Source organism: Micromonospora sp. ANENR4, assembly GCF_015354395.1.
Classification (GTDB): Bacteria; Actinomycetota; Actinomycetes; order Mycobacteriales; family Micromonosporaceae; genus Micromonospora; species Micromonospora aurantiaca.
This window is the reverse complement of record NZ_JADKYQ010000002.1, coordinates 1-16787: the sequence shown is the minus strand read 5'-3', so window position 1 is coordinate 16787 and position 16787 is coordinate 1. Positions and strand designations below refer to the sequence as shown.

Annotated in this window: 4 protein-coding genes; all 4 read right to left on the bottom strand. The window is 75.9% G+C overall.

The features are described 5' to 3' along the window. Positions 1-4: 4 nt before the first annotated feature. On the bottom strand, positions 5-1228 hold the full coding sequence (locus tag IRY44_RS03270) for a cytochrome P450 (RefSeq protein WP_194798983.1): 1224 nt from the start codon (positions 1226-1228) through the stop codon (positions 5-7). Beyond that, positions 1225-8403 carry a non-ribosomal peptide synthetase gene (locus tag IRY44_RS03265; RefSeq protein WP_194798982.1) on the bottom strand — a complete coding sequence of 2393 codons (7179 nt, stop codon included), beginning with the start codon at positions 8401-8403 and terminating at the stop codon, positions 1225-1227. The genes IRY44_RS03270 and IRY44_RS03265 overlap by 4 nt, the downstream gene beginning before the upstream one ends. Further along, positions 8400-16298: a non-ribosomal peptide synthetase gene (locus tag IRY44_RS03260; RefSeq protein ID WP_194798981.1), complete on the bottom strand. Its 7899-nt coding sequence runs from the start codon at positions 16296-16298 to the stop codon at positions 8400-8402. The genes IRY44_RS03265 and IRY44_RS03260 overlap by 4 nt, the downstream gene beginning before the upstream one ends. Beyond that, positions 16295-16787, bottom strand: a 493-nt coding sequence (locus IRY44_RS03255; protein WP_194798980.1) for a phosphopantetheine-binding protein, incomplete at its 5' end; no start/stop codon positions are given. The genes IRY44_RS03255 and IRY44_RS03260, both read right to left, overlap by 4 nt.

Below are 16787 nucleotides of genomic sequence, written 5' to 3'. Positions count from 1 at the left end.
GGTGTCAGAGCCGGACCGGCAGCGCGGCGAGGCTGCGGTTGAGCAGCGACGGCTGCCACCGCACCTCGGTGCCGGCGGGCGCCAGGCCGGGCGCCGCGGCCAGCAGGTCGGTCAAGGCGGCGCCGGCGACCAGCCGGGCCAGCGGGGCGCCCAGGCAGAAGTGCCCGCCCTGCCCGAAACCCAGGTGCGGGTTCGGGTGCCGGCGCAGGTCCAGCTCGTCCGGGCGGTCGAAGCGGGCCGGATCCCGGTTCGCCCCGGCGGTGACCACGTAGAGCCGCTGGCCGGCGCGCAGCCGCTGCCCAGCCAGCTCGACGTCGTCCTTGACGTGCCGGATGGACATCTTGGACGGCCCGTCGAAGCGCAGCAGTTCCTCCACCGCCACCGCGGCCAGCTCCGGTTCGGCCCGCAGCAGGGCGAGCTGGCCGGGGTGGCGCAGCAGGTTCCAGGTGCCGACCGCGATCAGGTTGCTGGTGGTCTCGCCACCGGCGAACGCCACGTGGGTGAGCATGGCGACGAACTCGTCCTCGCTCACCGAGTCGCCCACCAGGCCGTTGGCGAGCGCCGCGCTGATCAGGTCCTCGCGGGGCGCGGCCCGCCGGGCCCGCACCAGCACCCGCAGGTAGTCGAACAGGTCCAGCAGCGCCTGCTGCGAGCGCTCGTGCTCCTCCGGCGACTGCACCGAGCCCAGGGCCAGGTCGCCCACCTCGATCGCCCAGCGCTGGAACATCGCGGTGTCCTCGGCCGGCACGCCCATCCAGGCCGCGGCGACGGTCGCCGGGAGCGGGCGGGCGAAGTCGGCCACCAGGTCGATGGTGCCCTCGCCGCCCCCGGCCCGGGCGGCCAGCCGGCTCACCGCCTCCTGCACCATCGGGCGGTTGCGCCGCACCTGCCGGGCCCCGAACGCGCCGCGGAAGACGCTGCGCAGCCGGCGGTGCTCGGGCGGGTCCACGAAGACCATCCAGCCGGCCATGATGGAGAACGCCCGGGCCGCCTCGGGGCTGAGCAGTTCCAGCGGCGTCCGGGCCAGCATCGGGCTGATCCGGTCCGCGGAGATCTCCGGCATCGTGTAGCAGGCGGCGGCGGGCTCGTAGCCGGTGACCAGCCAGGCCCGGTGCACCGGGCTCCAGTGCACCGGTTCGGCGGCCCGCAGCGCGGCCAGGTACGGGTACGGGTCGGCGACAAGGTCGTCGTCCAGCAGATAACGGTCGGTCAGGATCGCGGTGCTCATGCCGTACGCTCCAGCAGCTCGGCGGCGAGGGCGGCGACGGCCGCCACGCCCGGTTCGGTGACCATGCTCCGGTGGGTGCCGGGCAGGTGGTGGACGGTGAGCGCGTCCGGGAACATCTCCCGGCAGCGCCGCTCGTAGGCGGACCCGTTCTCCCCGGCGACCACCGAGGGGCGGCCCGGTCCGGCGGTGGCCGCCTCGGCGGTGACCAGCAGGTGCGCGGGCCCGCGGTAGGGCTGCGGGCGGTAGCCGGCGGCGGCGCGCAGCAGCGCCGTCCACATCGCCACCGGCCAGTCGGCGCCCAGCGCCGCCTCGGACTCGTCGACGCCGGCCGCCAGCAGGGTGGCCACCAGCTCGCGCTCCTGGCTGAGCCGGGCCGGGGTGCCCGGTGTCAGCTCCCGGATCGCGGCGCGCATCGCGACCGCCCGGTCGAGCAGGTCCAGCGCCTCGGTGACGGCGAACATGCCGGTCTCGTCCGGCACCGCCGGTTCGAGCAGCAGCAGGACGTCCGCCTGCTGGCCGGCGGCGGTCAGCCGGATCGCCATCTCCTGGGCGATGTTGGCGCCCATCGACCAGCCGAGGAGCGCGTACGGGCCGTGCGGCTGGTGCGCGCGCAGCTCACGCAGGTAGTCGTCGGCCAGGCCGGTCATCGTGTCGGCGTCGACGCCGCCGTCGATCCCCCGGGCCTGGAGGCCGCGCACCGGGCGGCCGGCGGGCAGCGCCTGCGCCAGCGGCAGGTACCAGGCGACGCTGCCGCCGCTGGGGTGCACGCACCACAGGGGGCGCAGGCCGGGGTCGCCGTCGCGCAGGGTCACCACGACACCGCCCTCGTGCCGTACCGCCGCTCCTTCCGGACCGCGGTCGCGGGCGGCGATCGCGGTGGCCAGCGCCGCGACGGTCGGGTGCTCGACCAGGTCCGCCACCCCGACCGGCAGGCCCAGGTCGCAGGCGCGGGCGGCGAGCCGCACGATGGCCAGCGAGTGCCCGCCGAGGTCGAAGAAGTCGTCGTGCACGCCGACCCGGTCCAGTCGCAGCGTCTCCGCCCACAGCTTCGCCAGCGTCGCCTCGACCTCGGTGCGCGGCTCCACGTACGGGCGTTCCGGCGCCGCCGTCGGCTCCGGCAGCGCGGCCCGGTCGAGCTTGCCGTTGCCGGTCACCGGCAGCGCGTCCAGCGCGACGAACGCGGACGGCACCAGGTAGGCGGGCAGCCGCTCGCGCAGCCAGCGGCGCAGCACGTCGGCCTCGGGCAGGTCCAGCCCGGCGACCGGCACCAGGTACGCGACGAGCCGGGCGTCGCCGGGCTCGTCGGCGCGGGCGGCCACCGCCGCCATCGCCACGTCGGGACGTGCGGACAGCGCCGCCTCGATCTCGCCGAGCTCGATGCGCCGGCCGCGGATCTTGACCTGTCCGTCGACCCGCCCGCCGAAGTCCAGCGTGCCGTCGGCCCGCAGGCGTCCCCGGTCGCCGGTGCGGTAGAGCCGCCGCCCGCCACCGGCCGGGTCCGGCACGAACCGGTCGGCGGTCAGCCCCGGCTGCCCGAGGTAGCCGCGCGCCAGCGCGTCGCCGCCCAGGTAGATCTCGCCGGCCACGCCGACCGGCGCCGGGCGCAGCGCGTCGTCGAGCACCAGCACAGTGGTCCGGGCCAGCGGCCGGCCGATCGGCACGCTGACCGCGTCCGCCGGCAGGTCACGGACCTGGTGCGCGGTGACGACGAAGATCGTCTCGACCGGGCCGTACCCGTTCACCAGGCGCAGGTGCGGCCAGCGCGTGGCCAGGTCCCGGCAGTGCGGCGCGGACGCCGCCTCCCCGCCGAAGACGATCTGCCGCAGCTCGCCCAGCTCCGCCGGCACCTGCTCGACCGCCAGGTTGAACAGGGTGGTGGTGAGGAACGCGGTGGTCACGCCGTGCCGGCGGATCGCGGCCACGATGCCGGCCGGGGTGAGCGGTTGCGCCGGATAGAGCGCACAGGTGCCGCCGTGCAGCAGCGGGCCGAAGATCTCGAACAGCGCCGCGTCCCAGTTGACGCTGCTCAGGTGCAGCACCGTCTCGTCCGGGCCGAGGTGGGCGAAGTCCTGCCCCAGCAACGAGTCCACGATCGCCCGGTGGGTCACCGCGATGCCCTTGGGCCGTCCGGTGGAACCGGAGGTGTAGAGCACGCAGGCCACGTTGTCGGCGTCCGGCCCCGGCGCCGGCGGCCCGGCCGGCTCCCCGGCGAACGTCTCCTCGGCCAGCGTGACCACGGCCCCGGCCGGCACCTGGTGCCGCCAGGCCGGCTGCGCCAGCACCAGGTCCGCCCCGGCGTCCGCCGCGAGCAGTTCCAGACGGGCGCGCGGGTCGCGCGGGTCCAGCGGCAGGTACGCCGCGCCGGACTTGAGGATGCCGAGCATGCCGACGATCAGGTCCACCGAGCGTTCCGCGCAGAGCCCGACGACCCGCTCCGGGCCGGCGCCGTGCCGCCGCAGGTGGTGCGCGACGCGGTTGGCGCGCGCATCCAGCTCGGCGTAGCTCAGCGTCGTCCCGTCGAGGACCAGCGCGACCCGCTCCGGCCCGGCGGCGACCCGGGCGGCCAGCACGTCGACCACGCTGCGCGGGTCCGCCGCGGCGGCCGCGGCCGGCGTCCGGGTCGCGCCGTCGGCGGCCGGCAGACCCGGCGCCGCCTGCGGGTCGGCGACCATCGCGGCCAGCAGCGCGCAGTACGCGTCGGCGAGCCGCTCCACCTCCCCCGGTGACATCCGCCCGGCGTCGGCCTCGACGGACACGCCCTGCGGGCCGGTGGTGACCATCAGCCCGAAGTTGGTGCGGGCGATCTCCTCGATCTCCTGCTTGTGCTCGCTGCCCAGCGCGTGGAAGTGCACGTAGTTGAAGGCGGTGTCGACGAGCACCTCACCGGCCCACCGGCCGCGCTGCACCTCGGCGAGCGGGAACCGGCGGTGCGGCAGCAGGTCCCGTTCGGCGGCGAACACGTCCCGGAGCAGCCCCAGCCAGGTCGTCGCGGACGACCGGACGCCGAAGGGCACCACGTTGAGGAACAGGCCGCGCATGCCCTCCGCGCCGGCCCGCTCGGGCCGCCCGTTCGTGGCGAAGCCGGTCGAGTACGCCTCGCCGTCGGCGAGCTGCCCCATCAGGTGGTAGTAGGCGGTGAACAGGACCGTCTTGCGGGGCACCCCGGCGCGGGCGGCCAGCGCGTCGATGCCGTCGCGCAGGTGCGCGTAGTCGCGTACCACCTCGCACGTCGACTTGTCGGCGGGTGCCGCGCCGACCGAGCGGGGCACCCGTACCGGCGGGAACCGCTCCACCATGTCGTCCCAGAACGCCCGGGCCGCCGGGTCGTCCACCGCGGCGCGTTCCAGCGCCACGTACTCGGCGAAGCGCGGCACCGGACCGGCCGCCGGCTCCGGGCCCGCGCCGGTGACCGCACGGCGGTGCCGGTCGACCAGCTCGGCGATGAGCGAGGTCAGGCTCCAGCCGTCCAGGACGGCGTGGCAGTCGGTGATGGTGAGCCGGTACTCGGCGTCGTTCAGCACGTGCACGTGCAGCCGGATCAGCGGCGGCTCGGCCAGTTCGAACCAGCGCACCGACTCGGCGTGCAGGTACTCCCGGACCCGCCGGGCCTGCTCCGCCCCGGTCAGGCCGCGCAGGTCGTCCACCCCGACCGGCAGCGCGGCCCGCTCGTGCACCAGTTGCAGCGGCTCCTCGTAGGAGCTCCAGTCGAAGCCGGTGCGCAGGATCTCGTACCGGTCGGCCACCGCGTCCGCCGCGGCCTGCATGGCGGCGGCGTCGAACCCGGCCGGCTCCTGCACCCGGAAGCTGGTCACGTTGTGGTACGCGCCCTTGCCGGCGTCGGCGAGCAGCTCGTAGAGCATGCCCTGCTGCATCCGGGTCAGCGGGTACGCGTCCGCCAGGCCGGCGGGCAGCCGGTCCCGGTCGGCCGGCGCGACCATCGCGAACGGCTCCACCGGCCCGGCCGCGGCGGAGCCGCCGTCGGCGGCCGCGTCGACGGCCCGGGCCAGCTCGCCGAGTGCCTGGTGGGCGAAGACGTCGCGCAGCGCCACGGTGAGACCGCGCCGCTCGGCGAGCCCCACCACCCGCAGCGCGAGGATCGAGTCCCCGCCCAGGTCGAAGAAGCGGTCGGTGACGCCGACCCGGTCCACCCCGAGGGCGGCGCACCACACCTCGGCCAGCGCCCGCTCGGTGGGGGTGGCCGGTGGGACGTACTCGCGGGTGGCGTCCAGCGCCGGGCCGTCGGTGTCGGGCAGCGCCCGCCGGTCCACCTTGCCGTTCGCGGTCAGCGGCAGCGCCGGCAGCACGGTGAACGTGGCGGGCACCATCGCCTCGGGCAGCCGGTCGCGCAGCCAGCGCCGCAGTTCCTCACCGGTCAGCCCGGCACCGACCACCAGGTACGCGTGCAGCCGGTGCTCACCGCTGCGGGTGCCCCGGGCCACCACGGCGGCCTGCGCGACGGCGGGATGGCGCAGCAGCGCGGCCTCCACCTCGCCCAGCTCGATCCGGTGCCCCCGGATCTTCACCTGGTCGTCGGCGCGTCCCCGGTACTCCAGTTCGCCGCCGGGCAGGTGACGCGCCCGGTCGCCGGTGCGGTAGAGCCGCGCCCCCGGGACGGTGGAGAACGGGTCCGGCACGAACCGCTCCGCGGTCAGCCCCGGCCGGCCCAGGTAGCCGCGGGCCAGTCCGGCGCCGCCGACGTACATCTCGCCGGTGGCCCCGATCGGGACCGGCCGCAGGTGCCGGTCCAGCACGTGCACGGTCAGGTCGCCGAGCGCCCGCCCGATCGGGGAGACGGCGTCGCCGGTCAGGTCCGCGGCGGTCACCAGGCGGTGGGTGACGTGCACTGTGGTCTCGGTGATGCCGTACATGTTCACCAGCCGCACCCCGGCGCCCGGGCCGTCCAGCCAGCCGTCCAGTTCGGGCAGGTCGAGCTTCTCGCCGCCCAGCACCACGTGCCGCACGCCCAGGCCGGCCAGCGGCCGGTCGCCGAGCGCCGCGCGCAGGTTGCGGAACGCTCCCGGGGTCTGGCTGAGCATCGTCACGCGCTCCCGTGCCAGCAGGCCGGCGAAGCGCTCCGGGTCGCGGGCGGTGTCCCGGTCGACGAGCACGACGGTGCCGCCCCGGGTCAGCGCGCCCCACAGCTCCCAGACCGAGAAGTCGAAGGCGTACGAGTGGAACAGGCTCCACACCCCGCCCGGCGGCAGGTCCAGCGCGTCCACGCAGGAGTCGAGAAGGCGGACCACCTGCCGGTGCGCGACGCCCACGCCCTTGGGCCGGCCGGTGGAGCCGGAGGTGTAGATGACGTACGCGAGGTGGTCGGCGTCGGTGACCGCCTCCGGATCCGTCGTCGGCTCACCGTCGAGCGTGTCCAGGCGCAGCACCCCGGCCGGCGCCACCGGCACCCGGTCGGCGAGCTCCGGTGAGACGACGGCCAGCCGTACGCCCGCGTCGGCTACCACGTACGCGAGCCGGTCCCGCGGGTGCTCGGGGTCCAGCGGCACGTACGTCCCGCCGGCCTTGAGGATGCCGAGGATGCCGACGGCCAGGTCGGCGTCGCGGCGCACGCAGAGCGCCACAGTCGTCTCCGGTCCGACGCCGGCCGCACGCAGCCGGTGCGCGAGCTGGTTCGCCCGTGCGTTCAGGCCGGCGTAGTCGACCCGCTGCTGTCCCGCCACCACCGCGATCCGGTGCGGGTCGGCGGCCACGTGGCGGGCGAACCGCTCGTGCAGCAGGTCCGGCGAGGGGTACTCGCGGACCGGGGCGGTCCAGCCGGCGATCAGGTGCCGCTCGTCGGCGGGCAGCAGGTCCAACTCGGCCAGCGGGGTGTCCGGGTGGGCGACCGCCTGTTCCAGCAGCCTCAGGTACTGCCCCGCCCAGCGCCGCGTGGTCTCCGGGTGCCACAGGTCCGCCCGGTGGAAGAAGGCGGCGGCCAGCCCGTCGGGACGGCGCGCGGTCTGCAGCATGAGGTCGAACTTGACCGCGTCGAGGTCCAGGTCGAACCGCGCGCCGCTGACCGCGCCGAGGCGTACCGGGCGGTCGTCGGCGTCGTCGTCGAGGCTGAACATGGCCTGGAACAGGGGTGTGCGGTCGAGGCTGCGGTCCGCGCCGACCCGGTCGACGACCCGCTCGAACGGCGTCTCCTGGTGGTCGTACGCCCCGAGGGCGTCGGCGCGGACCCGGTCGAGCAGGTCGCCGAAGGACGGGTTCCCGGCCAGGTCGGCCCGCAGCACGAGCGTGTTCACGAAGAAGCCGACGACCTGTTCGACCTCCGGCCGGGTCCGGCCGGCAACCGGGGTGCCGACACCGAAGTCGACCTGCCCGCAGAGCCGGGACAGCAGAACCTCGAACGCCGCCAGCAGGACCATGTACAGGGTGGCGCCGCGCTCCTTGGCGAGCTGCTCCAGCGCGGTCACCAGCTCCGGCCCGACGGTGAAGTCGCAGGTGGCCCCGGCGGTGGAGCGTCCGGCCGGGCGGTCGCCGTCGGTGGGCAGCGCCAGCGGCGGCAGCCCGCCCAGCCGGTCGGCCCAGTACGCGAGGTCCCGCTCCACCCGCTGCTCGGTGGCGGTGCGGCGCTGCCAGGCCGCGTAGTCGGCGTACCGCACCGGCGGCTCGGGCGACGGGTCGCCGGTGTAGAACGCCTCCAGGTCGCGGACCAGCACGCCCATCGACCAGCCGTCGGCGACGATGTGGTGCAGGGTCAGCAGCACCACGTGGTCGGTGGGCGTGAGCCGCCACCCGGTGACCCGGAACAGCGGGCCGGTCTCCAGGTCGAACGGCTCCCCCGCCGCCGCCCGGGCCGCGGCGGCGACCTCGGCGGCGTCGGTGGCGACCCGCCAGTCGACGCCCGCCCAGCCGTCCACGATGTCCTGCCGGACCACCCCGTCGACGACGGTGAACCGGGTACGCAGCGACTCGTGCCGCCGGACCAGGGCCGCGAACGCCGCGTCGAGCCGCTCCCGGTCCAGCGGCCCGGTGAGCCGCCACGCGACGGGGATGGTGTACGCCGCGCCGGCGCCGTCGAGCCGGTCGAGGAAGACCAGGCGTTCCTGCCCGAAGGAGACCGGCAGGTCGCGGGTGCCGCTGCCCCGGATGATCCCGGCCGGGGCGGTCGCGGGGGCCGCTCCGGCGAGCCGCCGGCGGAGCAGCTCGTGCTGGGCGGGGGTGAGGGCGGTCATCGGGTCTCCTCCAGTTTCCGGGCGAGCCGGGCGATGGTGCGGGCTTCGAAGAAGGCGCGCAGGGTGATCGGGGCGGCCAGCCGGTCGCGCAGCCGGGAGATGACGCGCAGCGCGGTGAGCGAGTGGCCGCCGAGGGCGAAGAAGTCGTCCTCGACGCCGACGTCGGGCCGGTCCAGCAGCTCGGCCCAGATCTCGGCGACGACCCGCTCGGTGCCGGTGCGCGGGGCCACCCGGTCCACTGCGGGCCGCCCGGCCCGGATCTCCGGCAGCGCCGCCCGGTCGACCTTGCCGTTGCCGAGCAGCGGCAGGGCGTCGAGGAGCAGCAGCTCGGCCGGGATCATCGCGTACGGCAGGCGGTCCTCCAGGTGGCGGCGCAGATCCGCCTCGGTGACGCCGGCGCCCGGGATCCGCTGGGCGTAGCCGGCCAGCCGCCAGCCGTCCGGCCCGTCCGGGCGGGCCACCACGGCCGCGGCGCCGACCGCGGGGTGAGCGGCCAGGGCGGCCTCCACCTCGGCCGGTTCGACCCGGACGCCGCGTACCTTGACCTGCCGGTCCAGCCGGCCCCGGAACTCCAGCGTCCCGTCCGCCAGCAGGCGTGCCGCGTCGCCGGTGCGGTACATCCGCGCGCCGGGCGGTCCGGCCGGGTCCGGCAGGTACGCCGCCGCGGTCAGGCCGGGCCGGTTGCGGTAGCCGCGGCTGACCCCGGTGCCGCCGATGTGCACCTCGCCGAAGACGCCCACCGGCACCGGGCGCAGCGCCTCGTCGAGCACCCGCACGTACGTGCCGGGCATCGGCACGCCGATGGTGACCGACTCGTGGGGCGTCCCCGGGTCGAGGTCGGCGACAGTGGTGGTGACGGTTGCCTCGGTGGGGCCGTACTGGTTGACGACCCGGCGCAGCGCGGGCAGCGCGGTGTGCACCTTGGCGAGCAGCTCCGGGGTGCACGGCTCGCCGCTTAGCACCAGCAGCCGCAGCGCGGGCAGCGTCGCCGCGGCGACGTCACCGGTGTCGAGGAGCTGGTGCAGCAGCGACGGGACCATGCTCAGCAGCGCGGTCGGCGCGGGCCGGCCGGGCAGGTCGGTGGCGATCGTGGACAGGTCGGAGCGTTCGGCGATCAGGACCGTCGCGCCGACGGTGAGCGGGCCGACGCAGTCGCGCAGGAACGCGTCGAACGCGGGCGAGGCCCGTTGCAGGACGACGTCGTCGGCGCCCAGCAGATAGTGGGCCAGGATGGTGTCGAGGTACGCGGTGACCGCGCCGTGCTCGGCCAGCACGCCCTTGGGCCGTCCGGTGGATCCGGAGGTGTAGACCAGGTAGGCGAGCCGGGCCGGGTCGGCGGCGACGGCCGGCGGGTCGGCCGGCGGGTCGGCCGGCAGGACTTCGGTCCGGCTCCGGGCCAGCGTCTCCGGGTCGAGCACCAGCCGTACCCCGGCGTCGTCGGCGAGTTGCGCCAGGCGGCGCGGCGGCAGGTCCGGGTCGAGGCCGACGAACGCCGCCCCGGCCTTCCAGACGCCGAGCACGGCGACCACCGTGTCGACGCCGCGGGGCAGCCGCAGGCCGACCCGGTCCTCCGGGCCGACGCCCCGCGTGCGCAGGTGGTGGGCCAGCTGGTCGGCGCGCCGGTCCAGCTCCGCGTAGGTCAACTCGCCGCCGGGGCCGACCAGCGCGGTGGCGTCCGGGGTGGCTCGCGCCTGGTCGGCGATGCGGTCGGGCAGCGACCGGAACGGCGTGGCCGGCCGGGTCACCGCCGCCGGCGCGACCGGGTCGGCCAGCGGCAGGTCGCCGATCCCGGCCGCCGGGTCGGCGGCCACGGCCCGCAGCACCCGCTGGTACGCCCCGGCCATCCGCCGGATCGTGTCGGCGTCGAAGATGTCCGTGGTGTAGTCCAGCGAGCCGGTCAGCCCGTCCGGGCCGTGCACCAGCTCCAGCGTCAGGTCGAGCTTCGCGGCGCCCCGGTCGACCGGGTGGACGGCGCCGGCGGCGGATCCGAGCCGTAGCGTGTCGAGCGTCCAGTCGTTGTAGCTGAACAGCGCCTGGAACAGCGGCGACCGGCTCAGGTCCCGGTCCGGGCTCAGCTCCTCGACAAGCCGCCCGAACGGCAGCTCCTGGTGCTCGTACGCGGCGAGCGCGTCGTCGCGGACCCGGCCGAGCAGCTCGGTGAAGGTGGGGCGGCCGGTCAGGTCCGCCCGCAGCACGAGCGTGTTGAGGAAGAACCCGACCACGTCGCGGACCTCCGGTCGGTCCCGCCCGGCCACCGGCGTGCCGACGGCGAAGTCGGTCTGGCCGCTCCACCGGCCCAGCAGCACCTGGTAGGCGGCGAGCAGCGTCATGAACAGCGTCGCGCCGTGCGCGGCGCCGAGCCGTTCCAGCGCGGCCACGGTGTCCGGCTCGACGTGGAAGCCGACGCTCGCGCCGGCGCCGTCGCGCACCGCCGGCCGCGGCCGGTCGGTGGGCAGTTCCAGCGTCGGCAGGCCGGCCAGCCGCTGCCGCCAGTGGGCCAGCTCCCCGCGCAGCCGGTCACCGGCGAGCCGCTGCCGCTGCCAGGCGGCGAAGTCGGCGTAGCGAACCGGCGGCCGGGGCAGGGCGGTCCCGTCGTACCCGGCCTCCAGCTCTCGGACCAGCACCGCCGCCGACCAGCCGTCGGAGACGGCGTGGTGCATGGCGAGCAGCAGCAGGTGGACGTCACCGGCGTGCCACAGCACGGCCCGGAACAGCGGGCCGGTGGTCAGCGCGAACGGCCGCCGGGCCTCCCGGGCCAGCGCGTCCGCCGCCTCGGCCTCGGTGGCGGCGACGCGCCGGTCCAGGCCGTCCCAGCCGGGCAGCACGTCCTGGCGGACCACGCCGTCGGCGAGCGTGAAGCGGGTACGCAGCGACTCGTGCCGGTCGACGAGCGCGTCGAGCGCGGCGGCCAGCCGGCCGGCGTCGAGCGGTCCGGTCAGCCGCCAGGCCAGCGGGATCGTGTACGCCGGGCCGGCGCCCTCCAGCCGGTCGAGGAAGACCAGCCGTTCCTGCCCGAAGGAGACGGGCAGCCCGGTGGTGGCGGTGTCCCTGCCGATCGGGGTGACGAGCGGCTCGGCCTCGTCGAGCAGGCGGGCCAGCCCGGCGATGCTGCGGGCGGTGAACAGGTCCCGGAAGGTGAGTTCCCGGCCGGTGCGCGCGGCGACCGCGCCGACCACCTTGATGGCCAGCAGCGAGTGACCGCCGAGGGCGAAGAAGTCGTCGTCCATGCCCGGGTCGGCGACGCCGAGCACCTCGGTGAAGATCTCCGCGAGGTGCCGTTCCAGTTCCGTGGCCGGTTCGCGCCGGCCCGCGCCGGCGGCGTACGACGGTTCGGGCAGGGCGGCCCGGTCGACCTTGCCGTTGCGGGTCAGCGGCAGCTCGTCGAGGACCACCACGGCGGCCGGCACCAGGTACGCCGGCAGCGTCCGTCCGAGGTGGGCCCGCAGGTCGCCCAGTTCCGCCGGGTCGGCGGCGACGTACGCGACCAGGCTGAGCACACCCGCCCGGTCGGGGCGGGCGAGCACCACCGCGTCGCGGACCGCCGGGTGGCGGCGGACCGCCGTCTCGATCTCGCCGGGCTCGACTCGGAACCCGCGGACCTTCACCTGGCCGTCGGCCCGGCCGACGAACTCCAGCACCCCGTCGGCGGTCCAGCGCACCAGGTCACCGGTGCGGTAGACCCGGCCTCCCGGCGCGCCGAACGGGTCCGGCAGGAACCGCTCGGCGGTGCGGGCGGGCGCGCCGACGTACCCGCGGGCCAGCCCGGCGCCGCCGAGCATCAGCTCACCGACCACCCCGACCGGGACGGGCCGCAGCGCCGGGTCCACCACGTACGCGGTGGTGTGGTGCATCGGGCGGCCGATCGGGACGCTGCCCGCGCCGGCCGGCGCGGTGACCTGGTGCCAGGTGCCGAAGGTGGTGGACTCGGCCGGGCCGTACATGTGCAGCAGCCGGCCGGGGCCGCCGTGGGCGAGCAGGCCGTCCACCGCGGCCGGGTCGGCGGCCTCCCCGCCGAACAGCACGTGCCGCAGGCGGCCCAGGACGTCCGGGCGTTCCCGGGCGACCTGGTGGAACAGCGCGGTGGTGAGGAACAGCGTGGTGACCCGGTGCCGCGCCAGGTGCGCGGCCAGGGCGGCGGTGGACAGCGCCACGTCGGGCGGGGTGACCACGAGCGTCGCACCGGCGACCAGGGTGGCCCACACCTCGAAGGTGGCCGCGTCGAAGACCGGGTTGGCGGCGAAGGCGACCCGGTCGTCCGGCCCGAGGGTCAGGTACCCGCCGTCGTGGACGGTACGGACCAGACCGCGGTGGGTGATCCCGATGCCCTTGGGGCGGCCGGTGGAGCCGGAGGTGTAGACGACGTAGCCGAGCTGTTCCGGGTCGACCGGGATCGCCGGGTCGGTCGCCGGCCGCCGGTCCACCTCGGCGGCGTCGCGGACCAGGTCCACGACGCGGCAGTCCAGGCCCGCGCCGTCGTGGTGCCCGCCGCCGGTGACGAGCACCGTGGCGCCGGTGTCGGCGATCATGTGCCGGCTGCGCCCGGCCGGCTGGTCGGCGTCCAGCGGCAGGTAGGCGCCGCCGGCGCGGAGCACGGCGAGCTGCGCGCGGACCAGGCCGGCGCCGCGGGGCAGGCTGACCGCCACCACGGTCTCCGGGCCCACGCCGAGGGCGATCAGGTGGTGGGCCAGCCGGTTCGCCTGCCGGTCCAGTTCGGCGTACGTCCAGACGACCGGGCCGTCGACCACGGCGGCACGGTCGCCGCCGGTGGCGACCCGGTCGGCGACGAGGTGGTGCAGCGGCCGGGCGGGCAGCTCCGGTGCCGCGGCGGTGCCCGCCGCGCGCAGCGCGTCCCACTCGGCGGGGTCGACGGCCGGCCAGTCGCCGAGCCGGGTGCCGGGGTCGTCGGCCAGCGCGTCGAGCAGCCGGGCGTACGCACCGGCGAGCCGGTCCACGGTGGCCGGGGTGAACAGGTCGGTGGCGTACTCGAACAGACCGGTGAGGGTGCCGTCGGGCGCCTGGTCGACGAAGAGGGTGAGGTCGAACTTGGCGGTACGCCAGCCCAGCGGCAGCTCGGTCACGGTCCGCTCGGGCAGCCGCAGCGCGGTCACCGCGGTGTCCCGCAGCGCGAACATGGTCTGGTAGACCGGGGTGCGGCTGAGGTCCCGCTCGGGCCGCAGCTGCGCGACCACCTGCTCGAACGGCACGTCCTGGTGGTCGTAGGCGCCCAGGGTGGCCGCGCGGACCCGCCCGACCAGCTCGGTCAGCGTGGGGTCGCCGGTCAGGTCGGCGCGGACCGCGAGCGTGTTGACGAAGAAGCCGACGACGTTCTCCAGCTCGCCGCGTGTCCGGCCGGCGACCGGGGTGCCGACGGCGAAGTCGTGCTGGCCGCTCCACCGTCCGAGCAGCGCCTGGAACGCGGCCAGCAGGACCGTGTGCACTGTGGTCCGCTGCTCCCGGGCCAGCGCGGCGAGCCGGGGCAGCGCGTCGTGCGGCAGCGCGAAGCGGTGGGTGGCGCCGTCCGCGCCGAGCACCGCCGGCCGGGGCCGGTCGGTGGGCAGTTCCAGCGCGGGTACGCCGTCGAGCGTGTCGCGCCACCAGTCCAGTTCGGCGGCGACGCGGTCCGGGCTGAGGTCGGCGCGCTGCCAGCGGGCGAAGTCGGCGTAGCGCACCGGCGGTGCGGGCGGCGTCGCGCCGGCGTACAACTCGGCGAGTTCGCGCGCGACGACGCCGAGCGACCAGCCGTCGGCGACCAGGTGGTGCAGCACGAGCAGCAGCACGTCGTGCCCGGGCAGGCGGACCAGCGTGGCACGCCACAGCGGCCCGGCAGCCAGGTCGAACGGCTCGCGGATCAGCGCGGCGGCCGCCTCGTCGGTCCAGGCGGCGGCGTCGAGCCGGGTCAGCGCGACGGTGGGCTCCGGGTCCACCACCGGGGTGTCGCCGGTGAAGCGGGTACGCAGCGCGTCGTGCCGGGCGGCGAGCCGGTGCAGGGCCCGGCGCAGCGTGTCCTCGTCGAGGTACCCGTCGACGCGCCAGGCGACCGGGATGACGTAGCTGGGGCTGTCCGGATGGATGCGGTGCAGGAACAGCAGCCGCTCCTGGCCGAACGACGCCACCGCCGGGGCGTCGTCGGCTCCGGCGACCAGTGCCGGCGCCGGGTCGGTGGCGGGCGCGTCCGCGACGGTCTCGGCCAGGGCGGACACGGTAAGTCCTTCGAACAGGTCGCGCAGCGACACCTCCACGCCCAGTTCCTCGCGCAGGCGGGCGATCAGCCGTACGGCAAGCAGGGAGTGCCCGCCGAGGGCGAAGAACGTGTCGTCGACGCCGACCCGGGCGACGCCGAACACGTCGGTCCAGACCTTGGCGAGGCGTTCCTGGACCGGGTTCTCCGGGGCCCGGTACGCCACGGCCATGTCCGGGCGGTCCGGGGCGGGCAGCGCCTTTCGGTCCAGCTTGCCGCTCGGGGTCAGCGGCAGCTCGGCCAGCGGCACGAACGTCGACGGCACCATGTAGCCGGGCAGCCGTCCGGCCAGCCGGTCCCGCAGCTCGCCGACGTCGAGACGGTCCCCGACGACGTAGGCGACGAGGCGCTTCTCGGCGGCCTCGCCGGTGGCCACCACCACCGAGGCGCGTACGCCGGGCTGGTCGTCGAGCACCGCCTGGATCTCGCCCAGCTCGACCCGGTTGCCGGCGAGCTTGACCTGCTCGTCGACCCGGCCGAGGTAGTCGACCACGCCGGGTCGGTGCCAGCCGGCCAGGTCGCCGCTGCGGTACATCCGCCCGCCCGGCTCGCCGTGCGGGTCGGGCAGGAACCGCTCGGCGGTCAGGCCCGGCCGGCCGACGTAGCCGCGTGCGAGCTGCACACCGGCGAGGTACAGCTCTCCCGGGTCGTCGCCGGTCACGGGACGCAGTTCGGGGTCCAGGATGTGCAGCTGGGTGTTGTCGACGGCCGCGCCGATCGGCACACTCGCCCCGGTCCACTCCGGCCGGCAGGCCCAGGCGCTGACCTCGATGGACGCCTCGGTCGGGCCGTACAGGTTGTGCAGTTCGACGTCGGGCAGGACGCGCAGCACCCGGTTCTGCAGGTCGGTGGGGAGCGCCTCGCCGCTGGCGAGGATGCGGCGCAGGCTGTGGCATTCGGCGACGCCGGGTTCGCCGGCGAACAGCGCCAGCATGGTCGGGATGAAGTGCACGCTGGTGATCTCCCGGCTGCGGATGATCTCCACCAGGTACCGGGTGTCCCGGTGCCCGCCGGGCCGGGCGAGGATCAGCCGCGCGCCGACGGTCAGGGGCCAGAACAGCTCGTGCACGGACACGTCGAAGGCGTACGGGGTCTTCTGGAGCACCCGCTCGTCGGAGGTCATGCCGTACTCGTGCTGACCCCAGCGCAGCCGGTTGACCACGCCCCGGTGCTCGACGACGACGCCCTTGGGCCGCCCGGTCGAGCCGGAGGTGTACATGACGTAGCAGGCGTTGCGCTCGTCCACGGCGACGTCGCACGGCTCGGCGGACTCGTCGGCCGTGTCGGCGACAGTCAGTTCCGGCAGGCCGGGCAGGCCCAGGTCGACGTCCATGCCGGGGCCGCGGACCACTGCCACCGCGCCGGCCTGGCCGGCCATGTAGGTCAGCCGGTCGGTGGGCAGCTCCAGGTCCAGCGGCAGGTACGCCGCGCCGCTCTTGAGGACACCGAGCAGGACGACCAGCAGGTCCAGGGACCGCTGGGCGCCGACGGCGACGACCGTCTCGGGCCCGGCGCCGCGGCGGCGCAGGGCGTGGGCGAGCCGGTTCGCCCGCCGGTCCAGCTCGCGGTAGGTCAGCTCCGCGCCCTCGAACTCCAGGGCGACCGCGTCCGGGGTACGCCGGACCTGCGCCTCGACCAAGCCGTGGATGGTGCTCATGCCTGCTGCTCCTTCAGTGCCTGCTCGACGTCCTCGTCGCTCATCGCGGCGATCTCGGCCATCAACCGGTCCTCGACTGCTACCGCGAGTCGCGCCACGGTGGGCTGTTCGAAGAGGGTGCGGACGGCCACCTCGCAGCCGAAGACCGCGCGCAGCCGGATGGCGACCCGGGTGGCGAGCAGGGAGTGGCCGCCCAGGTGGAAGAAGTTGTCGTGGATGCCGATCCGGTCGACGCGCAGCACCTGCCGCCAGACGTCCGCGATCGCCTCCTCGGTGGGCGTACGCGGCGGTTCGGTGTCGGCGCCGGGCGCGGCCCGGTAGCCGGCCGGGTCGGGAAGCCGGTCCCGGTCGACCTTGCCGCCGACCGTGCGCGGCAGTTCGTCGAGGACGATGACCACGGCGGGCACCATGAACCCGGGCAGCCGCTCGCCCAGCCGGTCGCGCAGGTCGTCGACGGAGACCGCGTCGCCGGCCAGGTAGGCGACGAGC

Coding starts and splice junctions, on each gene's coding strand:
- IRY44_RS03265 (WP_194798982.1), bottom strand. CDS start 8,403: ATGACCGCCCTCACCCCCGCCCAGCACGAGCTGCTCCGCCGGCGGCTC.
- IRY44_RS03260 (WP_194798981.1), bottom strand. CDS start 16,298: ATGAGCACCATCCACGGCTTGGTCGAGGCGCAGGTCCGGCGTACCCCG.
- IRY44_RS03270 (WP_194798983.1), bottom strand. CDS start 1,228: ATGAGCACCGCGATCCTGACCGACCGTTATCTGCTGGACGACGACCTT.